We start from the raw sequence: 18,932 nt of genomic DNA, 5'->3' as shown, positions 1-18,932 counted from the left end.
GCCGCGATGCTTCCTGTCGTTCGCCATCTCCCGCCCGCCGCCCGGACCTTGCGCCTGTGGTTGTGGGCGGCGGCCGTAGGCGCGCTGGCCGCGGCGGCGACCCTGGCCTTCCGGGCCCTGACCCAGCAGGTGGAATATCTCGCCACGGGGTACCGCGGCGGCCTGGTGGATGCCGCGCGCAGCCTGGCGCCGTGGCACCGCGCCCTGGTCTGCGCGATCGGCGGGCTGGTCGCCGGCGCATTGCTGCAGGCCGGGCTGGCGTGGGCGCGCCGGGGCCCCCAGGGCGACAAGCACCTCGACTACCTGGACGCCGCGCGCATCGGCGAGGCGCACCTGAACGACCGCACCACGCTCGCGCGAACGCTGTCAGCGCTCGTGTCGGTGGGCACCGGGGCATCGATCGGGCGCGAGGGGCCGATGGTGCAGCTGTCGGCCTGGATCGCGTCGGTGCTGGCCCGTCACCTGCCGTTCACGGCAGAGCAGCGCAACATCCTGATGGTGTGCGGCATCGCGGCGGGCATCGGTTCGGCCTATCACGCGCCGGTGGCGTCGCTCGTGTTCGTGCTCGAACTGGCGCTGGGCTTCTTTGCGCGCAATACGCTGGCGCCGGTGTTCATCGCCTCGGCCACGTCGAGCGCGCTCATCTACTGGCTGGTCGAGCCCGCGCCCCTGTACGTGATGCCGACAGTGCCCATGAAGGCGACCAGCCTGGGGCTGGCGCTGGCCGCGGGGCTGTTGTTCGGTGCGATCGGCTGGGCGCTGCTGGCGTTGCTCGAGCGAACGCGGCTCGCTTTCCGGCGCATCCGGTCGTTGACGCTGCGGCTGGGCCTGGGCGGCCTGCTGGCAGGCCTGTTGTCGGCTGCCGTGCCGCAAGTCTGGGGCAACGGCTACAGCGTGGTGTCGGCCGTGCTGCAGGGTGAGTTGCTGTGGCAGGCGTTGGCCGTCATCCTGCTGACGAAGGTCGTGGCCACCGCGCTCAGCTCGGGCAGCGGCGCCATCGGCGGCGTGTTCACGCCGTCGCTGTTCGTCGGCGCCGCGGCAGGCAGCACGCTGGCGCAAGTGGCGGCGCTGTGGCTGCCCGCCGCGCTGGTCGGCGATCCGCGCGTGCTGGCGGTGATCGGCATGGCCGCCGTGCTGGCGGCCGTCACGCACGCCCCGCTCATGGCGATCGTCATGGTGCTGGAGATGACCAACCAGTTCCAGCTGACGGTACCGGTGATGCTGGCCGCCGGCGTGGCGCACGCGGTGAGCACGCAGTTCGGCGCGCAACCGCTCTACGGCAATCCGATCGAGGCGACACGCTAGGGCCGGTCGAAGGCCCCTGGCGCGGTCCTCGGTCGCCTACTGCTGCGCCTCCATCACCGTCTCGCCCTGCAGCTTGCCCAGGTCGCGGATGTTGTTGCGGTGCCTGCGCCAGCCGCGCCAGGTGCGCCGCGGATGCAGCACGGCGATGACGTAGTAGAGGATCTTGAAGCGGCGCAGGCCCCACCACATGGGCGTGTTGCCGTAGATGTCGCCGGCCAGCAGCGACATCAGCGCCTCCTTGACCCGCGCGACATTGTTCGGGTGCATGAACATGTCGCGGATGGTGGGATTCGTGGCGCGGTAGATGAACCATGAATACTCGCGCGGTCCCTTGCGCATTGCGCTTTCGAAGTCGGCGCGGGCACGCGCCAGCGCAGCCGGCCGGTCGAGCGCCGTGGCCACCAGTTCGGCGCCGTCGAAAGCGCTGTGCATTGCCAGGTACACGCCCGACGAGAACATCGGGTCGATGAAGGCGAAGGCATCGCCCAGCATGAGGTAGCGGTCGCCCGTGCAATGCGTGCCGCCATAGGAAAAGTTGCCGGTGGCGTGCACCTTGTCGTCCACCAGTTCGGCGCCCTTGAGGCGGTCGGCCAGTTCGGGGCACATGGCCAGGGTGTCGAAGAAGTAGTCCTTGATCGGCTTGTCGCGCGCCTTGAGGTAGTAGGGCCAGCACACCGCGCCGACGCTCGTGGTGCCGTCGGCCAGCGGAATGAACCAGAACCAGCCGTGCGGGAACCAGCAGATGCTGATGTTGCCTTCGCGCTTGCCTTCGAGCCGGCGGGCGTTGCGGAAGTGGCCGAACAGCGCGGTGCTGTTGTGGTCGGGGTTCTTCTGCTTGCTGCGCAGCTTGTTGCCCAGGAAGGTGTCGCGCCCGCTGGCATCGACGACGAAGCGGGCGCGCCAGCGGCGCGTGGCGCCGTCGTCCAGCCGCGCTTCGACGTTGGCGCCTTCGGCGTCGAACTGCACGTCGCGCACGCGGCAGCCTTCCAGCGTGCGCGCGCCGCGCGCCGCCGCGTTGCGAAAGAGGATCTCGTCGAGGTCGGACCGGCGCACCTGCCAGGCCGAGGGCATGGACTTGTCCCAGGCGTCGGCGAATTCGACGTAGCTTCGGTGCTCGTGCTCCAGCGAGACGAACTCGATGCCCCACTTCTTCATGCCGATGGCGTCGACCTGCTCGTACACGCCGAGCTTGCGGAACAGTTCGACGTTGGCCGGCAGCAGCGACTCGCCGATGTGGAAGCGCGGATGGTGGTCCTTCTCGAGCAGCACCACCTCCCGGCCCTGCTGCGCCAGCAAGGCCGCGATGGTGGCGCCGGCCGGGCCGCCGCCGATCACCAGGACGTCGCAGGCTTCGATGGGAGTGGCGCCGGCGACGCTGGTCGGCTCGGCAATGGACGTGTCCATGGGTGATGTCTTGCTGTGGTTCCGATGCCTTGCAGGATAACGCGCGTTGCCCGGCGTTCGCGATGTGGATGGCCGCTGCGTCAGCGCCCGAACAGGCGCCGCAGCGGGCCGTCGTCGTCAGCCTCGGCCCGGGTCTCCGGCCGTCCGGCCGCGGGCGCCGCGCCGCCGCCCTTGTAGGCGGTGTCGCAAGGATGCGGATCGTTGACGCGGCCGAGCACGCGCTCGCCCAGCAGCGTGACGCCGCTGCTGGCCACGGCGGCGCCGATGCTCAGGGCCTCGCGCGCGGTGCCGGCCAGGTTCGCCTCGACATGAGGCGCCGCGAAGGTGCCGCCGATCTTGACCATGCCGGCGAAGGCGCCCGGGTCCAGGCCGGTGCCCTTGCGCACGGTCGGGCGCATCGCGAGGTCGAGGCGCTCGCTGCCCAGGTCCATCGTGCCGGACATGACCAGGTCGACCCGCTCGCTTTCGACGGCGATGGCGCGGTCGATCTCGATGTGCCCGCGCCGCAGCGGCAGGCGCGCGGCGGCGCAGCGCACCTGCACCCGCTCGGCGGAATCGCGCATGGGCGTCAGCGCGTGCAGGACGGCCGCGACCAGGTCGCCTGGCCCGCTCGAGCGCGCGCGGCCGATGCTGGTCGCCGGTCCCATGCGCATGCGGACCTCGCCGTCCAGCGATGCGGCCAGTGCGCGCAGCGAATGCCCGCTGCCGGTGAGCTGGGCCTCGATGTCCGTGCGGCCGCCGGAGATCGGCGCCTCGCGGCGCAGCACGGCCAGCAGCGCGTCCATGGCCACGCCGCGCGCCTGCAACTGCAGCCCCAGCCGGGGCGCCACGGCGTTGCTGCCGGCGCTCTGGCGCCAGTGGCCCGCGGCGTGGAAGGTCCCGCGCGCCAGCCCGAACTGCAGCTGCTCGACGTCGACCCGGTCGGCTACCCCGCGGCCGATGGCCTTCACCGATGCAAGCTCCAGCCCGTTGGGCAGCACCAGCCGCTCGGTACGCAGGTCGGCCTGGATGGCCAGGGCCGGGAGGTGCAGTTCCGGCAGCGCCGCGTTGGACAGCAGGTGCCCGTCGTCCGGGGAATCGATGCCGGCGGGGGCTTTGACCGGAGGATAGAGCCGCGCCAGGTCGAGCCCGTCGGCGCGCAGGCTCAGCTGCAGCTCGGCGGGCGACGCGGCGCCGTTCCACGCGACCCGGCCGGTCACGGACTGGCCCTGCGTTTCCAGCTCGAACGGGTCGGCCACGAGGCGGCGGCGCTGCCAGTCGAGCTCGGCACGCACGTTCGCCGGCATCGGCAGCGGCAGCGTCATGCCCAGCGCCGGCGCGAGCGCGTCCTTGCGCCGGATCTGCGCATTCACTTTCAGGCGGCCCTGGCCTGCCTGCGAGCCCAGGCCCAACGCGCCTTTGACCTCGGCGCTTGCGCCGTCGAGCGTCAGCGCCACTTCGAGGGGCACGCTGCGCGTCTTGGTCGCCGCATCCTCCTGCAGGCCGACCCAGCCCTTGGCCCCGAGCTCGCGGGCCCGCCACTGCGCCTGCAGCGCCAACTGCCAGCGGCGCGACGAGCCCTCCTGCGTCAGCGCCAGCGATTCGATCAGCAGCGGCTCGGCCGGCCCGGCGCGTCCGGTGCGGCCATTGCGCACGGTCAGGCGGCTGTCTTGCACGGTCAGGTTCGCCAGGCCCAGGCGGATCCTGCCCGGCCGCGACGGCGTCGCCGCGGAAGGCGCCTCGGCGGGGTCGTCGCCATGGGCCGCTGGGGCTGCCTGGGCCGCGAAGCTCCAGTTGCCCAGGCCCTGCGCATCGGTCTCGAGCAGCAGGTCGGCGTCGGACAGCTCGATGCGGTCGATCTCCACCCGGCGTTGCAGCAGCGGGGCCAGCGCCACCACCATCCGCAGGGTGCCGATCCGCGCCATGTCCGGCTGGCTGCCCCAAGCCGCATTGCCCAGGCGCACGCCGTGGGCCTCCAGTGCGATGCGCGGCAGCAGCTTCAGCCGCAGTGGTCCGTCGACGGCGAGATCGCGCCCGGTGGCTGCGTGCACTTCGCGCGCGGCCCGGGCGAGGACTGCGTTGCCGTCGATTCCCCGCACCAGCAGCCACGCGCCCACGCCCAGCAGCAGCGCAGACAGCGCCGCGCCGAGCATCAGCATGCGCAGCCAGGGTCGTTTCATGTGGGGCCGATCAGGAAGTCGCCATTGTTACTTCTTCTGTTTGCGATTGTGCAGGCGGCAGGCCCGATCGCCGGTCCCGGCGCCTCGCTGAGGGACAATCGCGCCCATGTCCGAAGATGTTTCCCTGGTGCGCCTGAACAAGCGCATGGCCGAGCTGGGCCTGTGCTCGCGGCGCGAGGCCGACGAATGGATCGAGCGCGGCTGGGTGCGCGTCAATGGCGCGCCGGCCGCCATGGGTGTGAAGGTCGGTCCGCAGGACCGCATCGAGGTCGACCGCGCCGCCCGAGGCGAGCAGGCGGCGCGCGTGACCATCCTGCTGCACAAGCCGGTCGGCTACGTCAGCGGCCAGGCCGAGGACGGGCACGAGCCGGCCGTCACGCTGGTGCAGCCGCGCAATCACTGGAAGGGCGACGGCAGCCGCAACCGATTCGCGCCGGCGCAGTTGCGCGGCCTGGCGCCGGCCGGCCGGCTGGACATCGATTCGGTGGGCTTGCTGGTGCTCACACAGGACGGGCGAGTGGCGCGCCAACTGATCGGCGAGGACTCGGGGATCGAGAAGGAATACCTGGTGCGGGTGGCTTACGGCCCGGTTACCAGCAATCCGCAGGCGTCCTTCCCGCGCGACCAGCTGGCCCGGCTGCACCACGGCCTGAGCCTGGACGGCCAGCCGCTCAAGCCGGCCCGGGTGGAGTGGCAGAACCCGGAGCAACTGCGCTTCGTTCTCACCGAGGGCAAGAAGCGGCAGATCCGCCGCATGTGCGAGCTGGTCGGCCTGAAGGTGATGGGGCTCAAGCGCATCCGCATCGGCCGGGTCGTGCTCGGACAGCTGCCGCAGGGCCAATGGCGCTACCTGGGCCCGGACGAGCGGTTCTGAATCGCCGGGCGCAGCCCGCGGTCCAGCCGGCCGCCTCATGCAGCAATAAGAAATGCTCACTATGCTTGCGCCCGCCGCACTGCGTCGGGCGGCAGGAGGTCGAGTCCGCGAGTGCCGGGCCCGGCCAGGGGAATCGGTGCCCGGACAACGGGCGGCAAAGGCAGCGCGGTGCGCGTTCTATTGGCGGAAGACGACGAAATGCTCGGCCAGGGCCTGGCCCAGGCGCTGGCGGGTGCAGGCTGGTCGGTCGACTGGGTGCGCGACGGCGCCCTGGCAGCCAGCGCACTGGCCGACGGCGGCTACACCTGCGTGCTGCTCGACCTCGGGCTGCCCGGGCAGGACGGCACCGACGTGCTGCGCCGGACGCGTCAGCGCGGCGATGCGACGCCCGTGATCGTGCTCACTGCCCGCGACGGCCTGGACGACCGCGTGCTGGGCCTGGACCTCGGCGCCGACGACTACCTGCTCAAGCCCTTTGCATTCCGCGAACTGGCCGCGCGCATGCGCGCCGTCGTGCGGCGGCGCGACGGCAGCGCCCATTCCCTGATCGGCACCAGCGCGCTTCGGCTGGACCTGAGCACGCGCGAGGTCATGCTGTCGGGCCACGATGCGGCGCTGGCGCTGACCGCGCGCGAATTCGCGCTGCTGCATGCGCTGCTCGAACGCCCTGGCGCGATCCTGTCGCGCGAGCAGCTGGAAAACCGCATCTACGGCTGGGGCGAGGAGGTCAGCAGCAATGCGGTGGACGTCCTGATCCACGGGATGCGGCGCAAGCTTGGGATGGATGTGATCCGCAACGTCCGTGGGCTGGGGTGGCGCGTTCCGGCCGGCCCGGCGCCGGCCGCCCCATGAGCGGCGGGGCGCCGCCCCGTCGCCCGCAGGCGCTGGGGCGGCGGCTGTGGTGGTCGCTGGTCGCCTTGCACCTGGCGGCCACGGCGCTGACGGCCTTCTATTCCTATCGCGCCTATGCCCGGCTGATCGATACCTTCATGGACGAGCAGATGCGACTCGTGGCGGACTCCTATGCCCGCGGCAAGCCGCGCGCGCTGCAAGAGCTGCCGTCGAAGCGGGCGCTGGATGGGGGCGCCTTCGTGGTCCAGTTGTGGAGCCAGGACGGCCAGGCCCTGCTGGCCAGCTCGTGGCCGGCATTGGCGCTGCCCCTGCAGCCGGGGGACGCCGGCTTTCGCACCGTGCAGGTGGCCGACCCCGGCGGCGCTGCGGCACCCTGGCGCGTCTACGTTGCCCCGGACGATGCGCACCCGGCCCATCCACGGGTGCAGGTGCTCCAGAGCGTGGCCTTCCGCCAGCAGCGCGCCACGCGCCGCGCCCTGCTCGAAAGCCTGCCCATCGTCCTGCTGTTGCCGGTGTCGCTCCTGGTGCTGTGGTTGATCGTGTCGTCGGCCTCGCGCACCCTGCGCGGCGCGGCGCGCGAGATCGCGGCGCAGGATGCGCACAGCCTTGCCGAGCTGCCGCTGGAGCGCGTGCCCGAGGAGATCGGCCCCCTGGTGGCCGCGTTCAACACACTGCTGGCGCGCCTGCGCGACGCACTCGGCGGGCAGCGGCGCTTCATCCAGGACGCCGCCCACGAGCTGCGCACGCCGATCGCCGCCATCGCCATCCAGGTCGACAACCTGCGCGCGCTGATCCCGCCCGGCGGCGCGGCGGCCGAGCGCTTTGCCGAGCTGGAGGCAGGCGTGGTGCGCACGCGCCACATGGCCGAGCAACTGCTGCGCCTGTCGCGCCAGGATGCGCCGGACCTGGCGCAGAAGTCGCCGCCGATGACCGACCTGGCGGCGGTCCTGCGCGACAGCGTCGGCCAGCTGATGCCGTTGGCCGACCGGCGTCATGTCGACGTGGGCTTCGAAGGGTTGATCCAGGAGCCCGCGCTGCGTTGCGTGGCGGCCGCCGAGCACGAGCTTCGCACCGTGTTCGACAACCTGATCGACAACGCGGTGCGCTACACGCCAGAAGGCGGCGTGGTCGACGTGCGCCTGCTGCGCGAGGCGGGCGGCCCGTTGGTGGAAGTGATCGACACCGGCCCGGGCATCGCGCCCGAATGGCTCGGGCGGGCGTTCGACCGGTTCTTTCGCGTGCCCGGTACGGCGGCCGGCGGCAGCGGTTTGGGCCTGGCCATTGCGCAGGCGGCGGCATTGCGTTGTGGCCTGCACATCGAGCTGCACAACCGCCAAGGCACCGCCGGACTGGTTGCGCGCGTGCGCACGCGGATGCCTGCGCCAGGCTGAGCGCCGCCTGCCGCAGGCGCGCTCACTCTGCGCTCATTCTTTGCTCAGTCTCGTCTCATTCGGGCTGCCTACATTGGCCGGCGGCTGGTGCCGCGCTCCGCGGCCCGCCTCCACCGAGTTTCATCCGAGGAGATCATGATGCGCAATTCACTCATTCCCGCCGGTCTGCTTTGCCTGGCCGCAGGTGCCGCCTGCGCGCAGCAGCCGCCCCTGATCAGCGATGGCGGCGACTACCGCCCGATGCAGGTCAACATGTCCGACGGGACGCAGGTACGCCAGGGTGCCATCGACGCGGCGCGCAGGTCGAACGGCGCCGGCGCGGAGGCCATCGGCAGTTCGACCGCGCTGCCGATGACCAGCGGCGAGGGCGGCGAACTGGCCCGGCAAGGCGCCATCGATGCCGCGCGCATGTCGAACGGCGCCGGCACGGAGTCGATCGGCAGCTCGACTGCGCCGCTGCCGGTGCACGGCGACGGCGGCTAGAAGTCCACCAGCCGCAGGCCGATGTTGAGTACGGTGCGGTTGCGGTTGTAGTCCAGCAGGGTGTTGCCGTAACCGTTGAACAGCTGCACCAGGAAGCGCAGGTCGCTGGTGCCGGGGTCCCCGATCACGCGGGTGTACTCCAGGCGCTGCGAGGCCTTGCCGAAGCCACCGAGCGTCAGCCCGAAGGCGTTGCGGCTGTCCGGATACCACCAGGCAGCCAGTTCGCCATGGCCGAGGTAGTCGGTGATGTCGGGGTTGTCGTCGTCGTCCGGGCTCTCGGAGATGCGCTTCCACAGGCGCGCCGTGACGACGAAGCGGTTGTCGAGCTCCATGCCGCCCATCAGGTAGTAGCGGTTCCAGCTGCGCGACAGCGGCTTGCTCTGGCCGTTGGACTGGTGCACCAGCCCGAGGCCGGCGTAGCGCCAGCGCCATCCGCCCGGCAGGTGGAAGTCGGTCGGGTAGACGTACATGAACTCCGGCTGGTAGTCCGTGTTGCGGAACGGACGCGACAGGTCGTTGTTGAACACCTGCCAGTTCGATTGCTGCGTGTAGCCGAACCACAGCGAATCCTGCCGGGTCGGGTCGCTGCCCGTCAGCAGGCCCTGCGCCAGCTTGCTGCGCAGCGACAGGTTGATCTGCATTTCGGCCTTCTGATAGTCCTGCGGCGTGCCGTTGTGGTCCGGCGCGGCCGAGGTCGGGGTCTGCGGCGCGTCGGGAGACACGGCCAGTGTTAGGTCGGTCGGGCGGTAGCCGCGCAGGCCGAAGACGCCGCAGCCGGCGTCGGGCTCCAGTTCCCAGAAGCGCGACAAGGTGGAGTATTCGCGATTGCGGCAGCCGCGCCCGGTGTCGGCTTCCACCACCCGGGTTACCGGGACGGTGGAATCGACCGGCGGCGCCGCGGGTGCAGCGTCAGGAGCCGCCGTGCCGGCCAGCGCCGGTGGCGCGGCGGGCACCTCCGCTGCCGGAAGGCTTTGCTGCTGGGACCAGCGGTCGAAGCAGGCCAGTCGCGCACTGTCGTTGTGGGTGATGGCCTGGCACTGCTGCCAGGTCAGCTGCGAGTCGGTGCGCGGCAGCGCGGGTGCCTGCGCCCAGGCGCCGCCGGCGGCGAGCAGGCCGGCGGCCGTGGCCGACCAGCGCAGCAGCAGCGCGCAATGCGCGGCCGCTCGGCTCGGTTTGATCGAAACGTCGTTGGAGATCATTGTTTTCCCTGCACCCTGTCGAGGGTGAATGCATGGTCCTTGTCGTCGGTGGCAGCGTGCCAGTTGCCGCTGAAGCGCTTGCCGCAGGACTGCGCATCCATCACGCCGGTCCAGCTGGCGCTGATGCTGCGCCCGTCCTGCGATTCGTCCAGCGCCAGTTGGCCGTCGGACGGATTGATGTCTCCGGCCAGCTGGGCCGGCGGCTGGCCAGCGCGCTGGATGGTGCCGCGCACACCATCGTAGTCGGGATGGCGCCGCAGCTCGACGCGGGCCACGCCGGGCTGGCCGTCGATGCGGGCCTCCCATGCGCCGTACAACGAACGGGTGGGCAGGTCCGCCGCGTCGTCCGGGCAAGATGCGCGCGCGCCGGGCGGCGCGGACACGGGGGCGCAGCCGGCAAGTGCCAGCGCCAGGAACAACGGGGTTGCAGCGCTACGCATGGCGGTGTGCATGCTCACGGCGCTGCCGCATCGGCGGCGGCCGCTGCTGCGCTGTCGGCTGCGCGCCGGGCGAACTCGGCACGCAGCGCCTTGAGCTTCTCGCGCGGGTCCTCGCGGGCGGTGGTCTTGTCCAGCGCCATCTCCTCGATGAAGCGGCTGGGCCGGGCCGCCACCATTTCGCGGCCCTTCTTGCGCTTGCGCGTCCAGCTGACCGCCAGGCTGCGCTGGGCGCGGGTGATGCCGACATACATGAGGCGCCGCTCTTCCTGCAGGCGCTCGGCGGTGTTCTCGGCCACCTTGTCCTGCCGGCCCTCGTCGTCGTCGAGCTTGAAGGGAAGGAGCCCCTCGTTGCAGCCGATCAGGATGACGTGCGGCCACTCCAGCCCCTTGGACGCGTGCAGCGTGGACAGGGTCACGACGTTCTGGTCCTGTTCGCGCTCGCTCAGCGTGGAGATCAGCGAGATGGTCTGCGCCACTTCGAGCAGGCTGCGCTGCTCGCCGACGACGGCATCGGTGCCGGCGTCGTCCTGCAGCGCGCCGCCGCAGCGTTGCGCCATCCAGTCGCAGAACTCCATCACGTTGCCCCAACGGCTGGCGGCCGCCTGCTCGCTGTCCTCGCCGTCGTACAGATGTTTTTCGTACTCGATCTCCTTGAGCCACTCGTCGAGGAATGCGCGTGCATTGGCGGCGCCCATGCAGTGGCGGGCACGGTACTCGAGGTCATTGATGTAGCGGCCGAACTCATGCAGGCCTTCGATGGCGCGCCGCGGCACGACGCTGGGCAGCGACGAACTGAACAGCGCCTCGAACAGGCTCAGCTTGTACTGGGTGGCGAACTGGCCCACGCTGGCCAGCGTGGTGTGGCCGATGCCGCGCTTGGGTGTCGTCACGGCGCGCAGGAAGGCCGGGTCGTCATCGTTGTTGATCCACAGGCGGAACCAGCCGCACAGGTCGCGGATCTCGGCCCGGTCGAAGAAGCTCTGGCCGCCGGAGACCTTGTAGGGAATCTGTGCCCGGCGCAGCGCCTGCTCGAACACCCGGGCCTGGTGGTTTGCGCGGTAGAGCAGGGCGAAGTCGCGCCATTCCTTGTGCGTGGAGCTCTCGCGCAGGCTCTGGATGCGCGCCACCGCGCGTTCGGCTTCGTGCTGCTCGTTGTCGGCATCGACCACGCGCACTGGTTCGCCTTCGCCCAGTTCTGAGAACAGCGTCTTGGGAAAGAGCTTGGGATTGGGGCCGATCACGTTGTTGGCCGCGCGCAGGATGGCGCTGGTGGAGCGGTAGTTCTGCTCGAGCTTGATGACCTTCAGCGCCGGATAGTCCACCGGCAGCTTGCGCAGGTTGTCCAGCGTGGCGCCGCGCCAGCCGTAGATGGACTGGTCGTCGTCGCCCACCGCCGTGAAGCGGCCGCGTTCGCCCACCATCGCCTTGAGCAGCTCGTACTGGGTGGCGTTGGTGTCCTGGTATTCGTCCACCAGCATGTGGCCCATCGCCTGCTGCCACTTGGCGCGCACGTCTTCATGGTCGCGCAGCAGCCGCAGCGGCATGCCGATCAGGTCGTCGAAGTCGACGCTCTGGTAGGCGGTCAGGCGCTCCTCGTAGCGGGCCATCACGCGCGCGGCGATTCGCTCGTTGTCGTCCTGGGCCTGCGCCTCGGCCTGCGCGGCGGAAAGCCCCATGTTCTTCCACTTGCTGATGCTCCACTGCCAGATGCGGGCGGTGGCCGCGTCGGTGGTGCCGCCGGCGTCCTTGAGGATGCGCACCACGTCGTCCGAATCGAGGATGGAGAACTGGGGCTTGAGGCCCAGCGCCTGGCCGTCCTGGCGCATCATGCGCACGCCCAGGGCGTGGAAGGTGCAGATCAGCACCTTGCCGGCGTTCTTGCCGATCAGTCCGCGCGCGCGCTCGCGCATCTCGGCCGCCGCCTTGTTGGTGAAGGTGATGGCGGCGATGCGCTCGGGCGGCACGCCGGCCTGGATCAGCCGGGCGATCTTGTGGGTGATGACGCGCGTCTTGCCCGAGCCGGCACCGGCCAGCACCAGGCAGGGGCCATGCATGTAGTTGACAGCTTCCTGCTGCGCGAGATTGAGGCCGGAAGACATGGGTCGGATTTCGGCGCGCCGGGCAGGCGCCACGGCTGGATGCCAAAGCGGTCGATGATAAATGGGCCGCTTTTCGCATCCCGGGGCGGGCGCCGCGGCGGGCGGCGACAATCCGCCCCCGTGCTGCCCATCTTCCTCGTCACCCTCCCGTTCTTCGCGCTCGTCGCCGCCGGCTATCTCGCCGCACGCATCCGCATCCTGCCGATCGAGGCCATTCCGGGGCTCAATGCCTTCGTCCTGTATTTCGCCTTGCCGAGCATGCTCTACCGGTTCGGGGCCACGACGCCGATCGACCAGTTGCTCGACGGCAGCGTGGCGCTGATCTGGGGAATCTGCGCGTTCATCATGGTGGCCGCCGTCGTCGCCTGGAGCGTCAGGGCGCGCATCGGCTGGAACGACGCCGCTTTCGGCGCGCTGGTGGCGGCCTTCCCGAACACCGGTTTCATGGGCGTGCCGCTGCTGACGGCCATTCTCGGCGCGCAGGCGGCCGGGCCGGTGATCTTCACCATCATCTTCGACATGGTCGTCACCACGTCGCTGTGCATCGCGTTGTCGCGGCTGGACAGCGCCGATTCCCGGGGCGCGGCGCAGGCGATGCGAAGCGCGCTGGCCGGCGTGTTCCGCAACCCCATGCCCTGGGCCATCATGCTCGGCGCGGTAGCCTCGTGGGCCAGCGTGCGGCTGCCGGGCCCGCTCGACCGTACCGTGGCCATGCTCGGTGACGCGGCGTCGCCAGTGGCGCTGTTCACCATCGGCGCGGTGCTCGCGCGCTCGGCGATGATGGCGCGGGGCGCGCGCGGGCAGGCGCCGCTGCGCGACGTGGTGCCGGTGGTCGTGGCAAAGCTGGCGCTGCATCCGGTGCTGGTCGCAGGGGTGGCACTCGGCCTGCGCGCGGTCGGCTTGCCGCTGTCGCTTTCGGCCCTGACGGTGCTCGTCCTGGTGGCCGCACTGCCGAGCGCGAGCAATGTCTCGATGCTGGCCGAGCGCTTCGGTGCGGACAATGGGCGGGTGGCCCGCATCATCTTGTGGACGACGGTGGCGGCTTTCTTCACCTTCCCGCTGGTGGTGGAGCAGGCGGCGCGCCTGCGCTAGTCAGTCCGAGACAATGCCCAGCCGCCGCGGGTCGGCGTCGGGCAGCAGCTCGCAACGCGTCAGGTCGCGGCCCTGGCTGCCGTCGCAGTAGTAGGTGTTGTAGACGCGGCCGAACAGTGTCGGGGTCGAAAGGAAGAGCAGACCGTGCTCCGGCCGCCAGCGGCCGCTGCCGACCGGCACCGCGGCTTGCGGCGCCGCCGACGCGACCGGCTCGCCGACCTCGGTGAACTCGACGAGCGTCCGCCGCGCCGCATCGCCACGCCAGCGGGTCGCCATTTCGCCCGGTGCCGGCCGCGCCATCACCGGAATCAGCAAGGCGTTGACCTGGTCGCCATCGGCGAAGCGATGGCTGCGCCCTGCCAGGAAGGCATAGGCACACGCGGCGTGACACTGCCCGACGACCTCGGTCTCGACGCCGGCGTCCGCGATCGCCTGTGCGTAGACCAGCGCCGCTTCGGCCGTGCCGCCGAGCGCGTCCTTGAACACCACGACGCGCACGCCGCCGGCGCGCAGCTGGTCCGAGAACATCCTGGCGGCGCTGCCGTCGAGCATGCCGCTGACCAGGAGGCGTTCGTTCTCGGAGACCAGTTCGGCCGCCCGCACGGCACTGGCCGCGAGCAGCAGCAGCGCCAGCGCCCCGTGGAGTCGATGCATGGTCTTCATGGCCTTCGCTGGTAGGGTTGCCGATGACAGTGAGCGTTCACCCGAGGCTCGCGGCCGGGGGCGACGGCGTCAATGGCTGTTGCGAATTCTTGCGCCTCTTGTCTCAACCCTGTTGCGCTGCGGGAATTGCGCGCGTTTCTTGTCCATACGCCGCGCACGCCATAGTTCTTCTGTCTAGTGCTTAGGTTCTCAATTTGTCATAGAGTGCAACCTAGGCAATGGGAGCATTCGATGTCTACATTTGTTCGCGCCGTGCTGTGGGCCCTGTGGTGTGCCGCCATGGCTTGGCTTTGGCGGGATGGCGCGCTGGGCGCAGGAATGGCGCTGGCCGGCGCTGCGCTCGGGCTGGCGGTGTTTGCCTGGCCTGGCAGCACGGCACGCCGGCGCCGCACCCGCGAGTTGCGCTACGTCGAGATCCGGTAAGGCAGGCCGAGACTGCCGTTCGCGCCGCCTGATGCGGCTCGCCCTGCCGCATCCGGGCGACGTTCAGATCGCCTGCGGATCCACATCCACCAGCCAGCGGACCAGCCCCTTGCCCAGCGGTCCCTGGCGCAGGGTCTGCAGCAGCGGGCGCCCGGCCGAAAGATAGGCCTGCAAGGCGGCCCGCGACGGACTTTCCACCAGCATCTGCGCGCGCTCGACGTTGGCCACCCGCTGGATCGACAGCGGGACCGCCGGGTAGCACGTGACGTGCTGCGCCCCAGCCAGTGGGGCCTGCCGCGCGAACTCGTTGAGGAACGCCTGGGCGGCCTCCTGGGTGCGCGCGTCGGCGCGCACCAATGCCTGGAAGGCGAAGGGCGGCATGCCGGCGTCGCGGCGCTCCTGCAACTCCTGTTCGGCGAAGGCGGGGTAGTCGTGACGACGCAAGGCCTGGAACAGGGGGTGGCGCGGGTGGTGGGTCTGGATCCACATCTGGGCGCGGCCGCCCTGGGCGGCCATGTAGGCGGCGTCGCGTCCGGCGCGTCCGGCCGACTGCATCAACAGTGCGAACAGGCGCTCGGGCGCTCGGAAGTCGCCCGAGAAAAGGGCGCCGTCGGGCTGGATGGCGGCGACCAGGGTCACGCGCCGGAAGTCATGCCCCTTGGCGATCATCTGCGTGCCCACGAGCAGATCCACCTCGCCGGCGTGCACGGCGGCCAGGTGCTGTTCCAGCGCGCCTTCGCGCCGCGTGCTGTCGGCGTCGATACGCGCAATGCGCAGCGACTCGCCGTCGGGCCGGGTCACGGGTTGGAACAGCTCGGCCAGGTGTTCTTCCAGCCGTTCGGTGCCGCGCCCGATCGGCGCAATGTCCAGGTTGCCGCAGGACGGACAGGCACGCGGCACCCGTTCGGCGAAGCCGCAGTGGTGACAGCGCAGGGTGCGGTCGATCTTGTGGAAGACGCGGAAGGCGCTGCAGTGCGGGCATTCGCTTTTCCATCCGCACTCGCCGCAGGCCAGCACCGGCGCATAGCCACGCCGGTTGAGCAACAGCAGGCATTGCTCGCCGCGTGCCACGCGTTCACCGATGGCCGCGAGCAGGGCGCCGGAGAGGACGGTGCGCGGCGGCTGCAAGGTCATGTCGACCAGGCGCACTTCCGGCAATTCGGCCTTGGCGTCCCCTGCCGAGACGCGCGAGGGCATCAGCAACCGCTGGTAGCGGCCACCGGCGTCGTCCGGGGCCGGCGGGCGGCTCCGGTGCCAGCTTTCCAGCGAGGGCGTGGCGGAGCCCAGCAGGACCTTCGCGCCGTCGCGCCGGCCGCGCCAGACTGCCAGGTCGCGCGCCGAGTAGCGCGCGCCTTCCTGTTGCTTGTAGCTCGGGTCATGCTCCTCGTCGACCACGATCAGGCGCAGTGAAGGCAGCGAGGCGAACACCGCCATGCGCGTTCCGAGCAGGATGCGCGCCTGCCCGACGTGCGCCGCCATCCAGCTGGCCAGGCGCTGCGCCGGCGTCATTCCGCTGTGAAGCGAGACCACGGCGTCGGCGCCGAATCGTTCGCGAAAGCGTGCTTCCAACTGCGGCGTGAGATTGATCTCGGGCACCATCACCAGGGCCTGGGCGCCGGGTTCGCGCGCCAGCAGGCTGGCGACGGCCCGCAGGTAGACCTCGGTCTTGCCGCTGCCGGTACTGCCGAACAGGAGGAAGGGGCCGTCGCCCGCGTCCATGCGCGACAGCACTTCGGCCTGCTCGGCGGTGGGATCTGGCGGCAGTCGCGCCGGAGGCGCATCGACGGTTGCCTGCGCCGCCGCACCGGAAGCCGCATCGTCGGCTGAGTGTGCACGCACCTTTTTGGGTTTCGCGCCGGCCGCCGCGGTCGCTCGACGGCGCAACCTGCGAGCCAGTTGCTCGGCGGTGAGTTCGCGCAGTTGCGGCGGCAGTGCCGCCAGGGCAACCTCGCCGATGGCCCGCTGGTAGTACCTCGCCGAAAAGGCGACCAAGTCCATCCAGCCCGGCGCCAGCGGCGGCAGCGCGTCCAGAACCGAGGCCACCGAGCGCAGCGCGATGCCTTCGGCGCTGCCGCCGTCGTCGATCGTCGCAGCCCAGACCACGCCGAGCACTTCGCGGCGCCCGAGCGGCACGCGCACCAGCGTCCCGGGCACGAGCGGCGCGTCGCTGCCATAGCTCAGCAGATCGCCCAGCGCACTGTGCGCGGGGGTCGGCACGGCGACGTCCAACCGCCACTTCATGTCGCGCGCGCCAGCAACATTCTTGAGGTGCCCTGTAAGAACATGGACTAAGTCGTTGATTTTTCGGGCCTTTGAAAGTCGTCCAGATTTTTTGTGGATAACTTTGTTGATATCAGCGCCTGACCGGCCGGCAAGCCTTGCAAATCAAGGCTTCGGCTAGGTTGCCCGCAAAAACGGCAATCTTCAAACTCTATAAAAATCAAGCACTTAGCGAGATACCTTGGAACGCGTCGCCAGTGGCTTCCTACAAGCGGTCCTTGCGCAGTGCAACAAGGACTTTGTGTATAAGTCAGCCGGTGCTTACCTCTTTGTGCTTGACAAGCGGCTTTTTCACAGTTTGCAGTTACATTCGTTAACGAAGGTGAGCCTTCGCTAACTGCGCAGCGCCCGTGAGTGCGAGTGAACGGCTTCCACCAATGCCGAGACGTGGTCCGGCGGGGTGTACTGACTGATGCCGTGGCCGAGGTTGAAGATATGCGTCGGCCCGGCCGATTGCCGGTCGCCATGGGGTTTGCCGAAGCTGTCGAGCACTTTCCGGGCTTCGGCGGCCACCCGCTCCGGCGGTGCGAAGAGCACGTTCGGATCCAGGTTGCCTTGCAGAGCCTTCGGCCGTGCGGTGCCTTCCTCGCCCACGGCAGCGCGGGCACGGCCGAGGTTGACGGTCCAGTCCAGGCCCAGGACCTCGCAATCGAGCTGGCCCATCTCGGACAGCCACAGCCCGCCGCCCTTGGTGAAGACGATGCGCGGCACCGGCTGCCCGTCGGCCCCGTGGCGCTGCAGTTGCGACAGCACGCGCGCGGTGTAGGCCAGGCTGAAGGTCTGGAACATGCCGTCGGCCAATACCCCGCCCCAGCTGTCGAAGATCATCACCGCCTGCGCTCCTGCGTCGATCTGGGCGTTCAGATACGCGGCCACGGCATCGGCGTTCACCGCCAGGATGCGATGCATCAGGTCGGGCCGGCCGTAGAGCATGGACTTGACCAGGCGGTAGTCGCTCGAGCCCGCCCCTTCGACCATGTAGCAGGCCAGCGTCCAGGGGCTGCCGGAAAATCCGATCAGCGGTACCCGCCCGTCGAGCGCGCGGCGGATCGACCCCACGGCGTCGAAAACGTACCGCAGCTTGTCCGCATCGGGCACGGCCAGTTGCGCGACCGCCGCCTCGTCGCGCACGGGGCGGGCGAAGCGCGGGCCTTCGCCGGCCTCGAAGGACAGCCCAAGACCCATGGCGTCCGGCACGGTGAGGATGTCCGAGAACAGGATGGCGGCATCGAGCGGGTATCGCTCCAGCGGCTGCAGCGTGACCTCGGTGGCGTAGTCGACGTTCGTCGCCAGGCCCATGAAGCTGCCGGCTAGGGCACGAGTCGCCACGTATTCCGGCAGGTATCGCCCGGCCTGGCGCATGAGCCAGATGGGCGTGTGATCGGTCGCCTGGCGCCAGCAGGCGCGCAGGAAGCTGTCGTTCTTCAGCGGGGAAAAGGCCATGGCGCGATTGTCGCAGGCGCCCCAGCCCCCCGAGGCGGGTCAACTGCTCTTGTACTTGACCGAGCAGCCGTATGCGCGGGTGCTGGCGGCCGAGACCGGTTTGCCGCCGAAGGCCTCGGCCAGGGCCTGGTTGACGTAGTTCGTGGCAGTCTTGATGTCTTCCTGCCGCGCCGACGCGATGCTGTCGATGCCGCCTGCGTACACCAGCACGCCCTTCGGATCGATGATGTACATGTGGGGTGTGGTGCGTGCGCCGTAGGCCTGGCCGATGGTGCCGTCCGGGTCCATCAGGATGGCGGTGGGGACGCCCTTGCGCTCCTGCATCCACGCGGCCATGGCGGCCGGCTGCATGAAATCGGAGGCCGCGCGCTCGGTGGAGTTGATGGCCAGCCAGACCACGCCGCGCGACGCCGCCGCTTTCTGGGTGGCCGGCATGTTGCCGCTGTCATAGTGCTTCTGAACGAACGGGCAACCGGGGTTGGTCCACTCCAGCACCACGAACTTGCCGGCGAAATCGGACAGGCGGTGCTGCTGTCCCTGGGTGTCGGTGGCCACGAAATCGGGCGCCTTCTGGCCGATGGCCGGGGCGGCATGCGCCGGGCTGCCGGCCAGCAGGGTGGCGCCAAGCGCAACCGCGGCGGTCATGATGGCGCGCCGCGAGGCCCGCGTAAGCGCGGCACGTGCGCGTCGCGCGGCGCGAAGGGAGCGCGTGGCGGAGCTTGAAACGGTGGACATGTCTTTCTTGCCTGTCTCCATAAAACTGAAACACGGCCGGAGCTTAGACCGGATATTTCAACTGATGCCTACACAACCCGGCGCGAGACA

General features: G+C 70.1%; 16 protein-coding genes. 7 read left to right on the top strand and 9 right to left on the bottom strand.

Going from position 1 to position 18,932, the window contains the following annotated elements; genetic code table 11:
* The first annotated feature begins 6 nt into the window (after positions 1–6).
* Positions 7–1,305 (top strand): chloride channel protein, encoded by a 1,299-nt coding sequence (locus VES41_RS00310; protein WP_324811539.1) that lies wholly within the window; start codon positions 7–9, stop codon positions 1,303–1,305.
* A gap of 36 nt (positions 1,306–1,341) precedes the next feature.
* On the opposite strand, the gene VES41_RS00305 is transcribed toward VES41_RS00310, so the two are convergent.
* A complete protein-coding gene (locus VES41_RS00305) occupies positions 1,342–2,709 on the bottom strand; it encodes an NAD(P)/FAD-dependent oxidoreductase (protein WP_324811537.1) in 1,368 nt (455 codons plus the stop codon).
* An 80-nt stretch (positions 2,710–2,789) separates the two neighbouring features.
* A complete protein-coding gene (locus VES41_RS00300; RefSeq protein ID WP_324811535.1) occupies positions 2,790–4,868 on the bottom strand; it encodes an AsmA family protein in 2,079 nt (692 codons plus the stop codon).
* A 106-nt stretch (positions 4,869–4,974) separates the two neighbouring features.
* Here VES41_RS00300 and VES41_RS00295 point away from each other — a divergent pair, with 106 nt between their 5' ends.
* From VES41_RS00295 to VES41_RS00280, 4 genes are all read left to right on the top strand, one after another.
* Entirely contained in the window at positions 4,975–5,742 is a 768-nt protein-coding gene (locus tag VES41_RS00295) for a pseudouridine synthase (RefSeq protein WP_324811533.1), read from the top strand.
* Between the two features lie 168 nt (positions 5,743–5,910).
* The gene (locus tag VES41_RS00290; RefSeq protein WP_324811531.1) at positions 5,911–6,594 is read left to right on the top strand and encodes a response regulator; all 684 of its coding nucleotides are present in this window, start codon (positions 5,911–5,913) and stop codon (positions 6,592–6,594) included.
* A complete protein-coding gene (locus VES41_RS00285) occupies positions 6,591–7,985 on the top strand; it encodes a HAMP domain-containing sensor histidine kinase (RefSeq protein WP_324811529.1) in 1,395 nt (464 codons plus the stop codon). Before VES41_RS00290 ends, VES41_RS00285 begins: the two co-directional genes overlap by 4 nt.
* A gap of 138 nt (positions 7,986–8,123) precedes the next feature.
* Positions 8,124–8,468, top strand: a complete 345-nt coding sequence (locus VES41_RS00280; RefSeq protein WP_324811526.1) for a hypothetical protein — start codon at positions 8,124–8,126, stop codon at positions 8,466–8,468.
* On the opposite strand, the gene VES41_RS00275 is transcribed toward VES41_RS00280, so the two are convergent.
* Genes VES41_RS00275 through VES41_RS00265 form a run of 3 tightly spaced genes read right to left on the bottom strand, consistent with a single transcriptional unit; the run spans position 8,465 to position 12,206 of the window.
* Positions 8,465–9,667: a phospholipase A gene (locus tag VES41_RS00275; protein WP_324811524.1), complete on the bottom strand. Its 1,203-nt coding sequence runs from the start codon at positions 9,665–9,667 to the stop codon at positions 8,465–8,467. The two genes, VES41_RS00280 and VES41_RS00275, sit on opposite strands and share 4 nt — an antisense overlap.
* Positions 9,664–10,119 carry a hypothetical protein gene (locus VES41_RS00270; protein WP_324811566.1) on the bottom strand — a complete coding sequence of 152 codons (456 nt, stop codon included), beginning with the start codon at positions 10,117–10,119 and terminating at the stop codon, positions 9,664–9,666. The genes VES41_RS00275 and VES41_RS00270 overlap by 4 nt, the downstream gene beginning before the upstream one ends.
* Before the next feature lie 2 nt (positions 10,120–10,121).
* Complete coding sequence (locus VES41_RS00265) at positions 10,122–12,206, bottom strand: ATP-dependent helicase (RefSeq protein ID WP_324811523.1); 2,085 nt, start codon at positions 12,204–12,206, stop codon at positions 10,122–10,124.
* A 120-nt stretch (positions 12,207–12,326) separates the two neighbouring features.
* Between VES41_RS00265 and VES41_RS00260 the strand changes: the two genes are divergently transcribed.
* A complete protein-coding gene (locus VES41_RS00260; protein WP_324811521.1) occupies positions 12,327–13,298 on the top strand; it encodes an AEC family transporter in 972 nt (323 codons plus the stop codon).
* Here VES41_RS00260 and VES41_RS00255 read toward each other — a convergent pair whose 3' ends face one another.
* On the bottom strand, positions 13,299–13,952 hold the full coding sequence (locus VES41_RS00255) for a hypothetical protein (protein ID WP_324811519.1): 654 nt from the start codon (positions 13,950–13,952) through the stop codon (positions 13,299–13,301).
* A 240-nt stretch (positions 13,953–14,192) separates the two neighbouring features.
* Between VES41_RS00255 and VES41_RS00250 the strand changes: the two genes are divergently transcribed.
* Positions 14,193–14,384, top strand: coding sequence for a hypothetical protein (locus tag VES41_RS00250; RefSeq protein ID WP_324811517.1), 192 nt, complete (start codon positions 14,193–14,195; stop codon positions 14,382–14,384).
* Between the two features lie 63 nt (positions 14,385–14,447).
* Here VES41_RS00250 and priA read toward each other — a convergent pair whose 3' ends face one another.
* The 3 genes from priA to VES41_RS00235 form a co-directional block, all read right to left on the bottom strand.
* Positions 14,448–16,625 carry a replication restart helicase PriA gene (gene priA / locus VES41_RS00245; protein WP_324811515.1) on the bottom strand — a complete coding sequence of 726 codons (2,178 nt, stop codon included), beginning with the start codon at positions 16,623–16,625 and terminating at the stop codon, positions 14,448–14,450.
* Positions 16,626–16,997: 372 nt separating this feature from the next.
* Positions 16,998–18,107 (bottom strand): uroporphyrinogen decarboxylase, encoded by a 1,110-nt coding sequence (gene hemE, locus VES41_RS00240; RefSeq protein ID WP_324811513.1) that lies wholly within the window; start codon positions 18,105–18,107, stop codon positions 16,998–17,000.
* A gap of 39 nt (positions 18,108–18,146) precedes the next feature.
* Complete coding sequence (locus VES41_RS00235; RefSeq protein WP_324811511.1) at positions 18,147–18,752, bottom strand: thioredoxin family protein; 606 nt, start codon at positions 18,750–18,752, stop codon at positions 18,147–18,149.
* Positions 18,753–18,932: the final 180 nt, after the last annotated feature.

The sequence above is a fragment of the Variovorax sp. genome, from assembly GCF_035634955.1.
Lineage (GTDB): Bacteria > Pseudomonadota > Gammaproteobacteria > Burkholderiales > Burkholderiaceae_C > Variovorax.
Note: the sequence above shows the minus strand (reverse complement) of the source record. Positions and strands in the feature narration are given on the sequence as shown.

Coding starts and splice junctions, on each gene's coding strand:
- VES41_RS00310 (WP_324811539.1), top strand. CDS start 7: ATGCTTCCTGTCGTTCGCCATCTCCCGCCCGCCGCCCGGACCTTGCGC.
- VES41_RS00305 (WP_324811537.1), bottom strand. CDS start 2,709: ATGGACACGTCCATTGCCGAGCCGACCAGCGTCGCCGGCGCCACTCCC.
- VES41_RS00300 (WP_324811535.1), bottom strand. CDS start 4,868: ATGAAACGACCCTGGCTGCGCATGCTGATGCTCGGCGCGGCGCTGTCT.
- VES41_RS00295 (WP_324811533.1), top strand. CDS start 4,975: ATGTCCGAAGATGTTTCCCTGGTGCGCCTGAACAAGCGCATGGCCGAG.
- VES41_RS00285 (WP_324811529.1), top strand. CDS start 6,591: ATGAGCGGCGGGGCGCCGCCCCGTCGCCCGCAGGCGCTGGGGCGGCGG.
- VES41_RS00280 (WP_324811526.1), top strand. CDS start 8,124: ATGCGCAATTCACTCATTCCCGCCGGTCTGCTTTGCCTGGCCGCAGGT.
- VES41_RS00275 (WP_324811524.1), bottom strand. CDS start 9,667: ATGATCTCCAACGACGTTTCGATCAAACCGAGCCGAGCGGCCGCGCAT.
- VES41_RS00270 (WP_324811566.1), bottom strand. CDS start 10,119: ATGCACACCGCCATGCGTAGCGCTGCAACCCCGTTGTTCCTGGCGCTG.
- VES41_RS00265 (WP_324811523.1), bottom strand. CDS start 12,206: ATGTCTTCCGGCCTCAATCTCGCGCAGCAGGAAGCTGTCAACTACATG.
- VES41_RS00255 (WP_324811519.1), bottom strand. CDS start 13,952: ATGCATCGACTCCACGGGGCGCTGGCGCTGCTGCTGCTCGCGGCCAGT.
- VES41_RS00250 (WP_324811517.1), top strand. CDS start 14,193: ATGTCTACATTTGTTCGCGCCGTGCTGTGGGCCCTGTGGTGTGCCGCC.
- priA (WP_324811515.1), bottom strand. CDS start 16,625: ATGAAGTGGCGGTTGGACGTCGCCGTGCCGACCCCCGCGCACAGTGCG.
- hemE (WP_324811513.1), bottom strand. CDS start 18,107: ATGGCCTTTTCCCCGCTGAAGAACGACAGCTTCCTGCGCGCCTGCTGG.
- VES41_RS00235 (WP_324811511.1), bottom strand. CDS start 18,752: ATGACCGCCGCGGTTGCGCTTGGCGCCACCCTGCTGGCCGGCAGCCCG.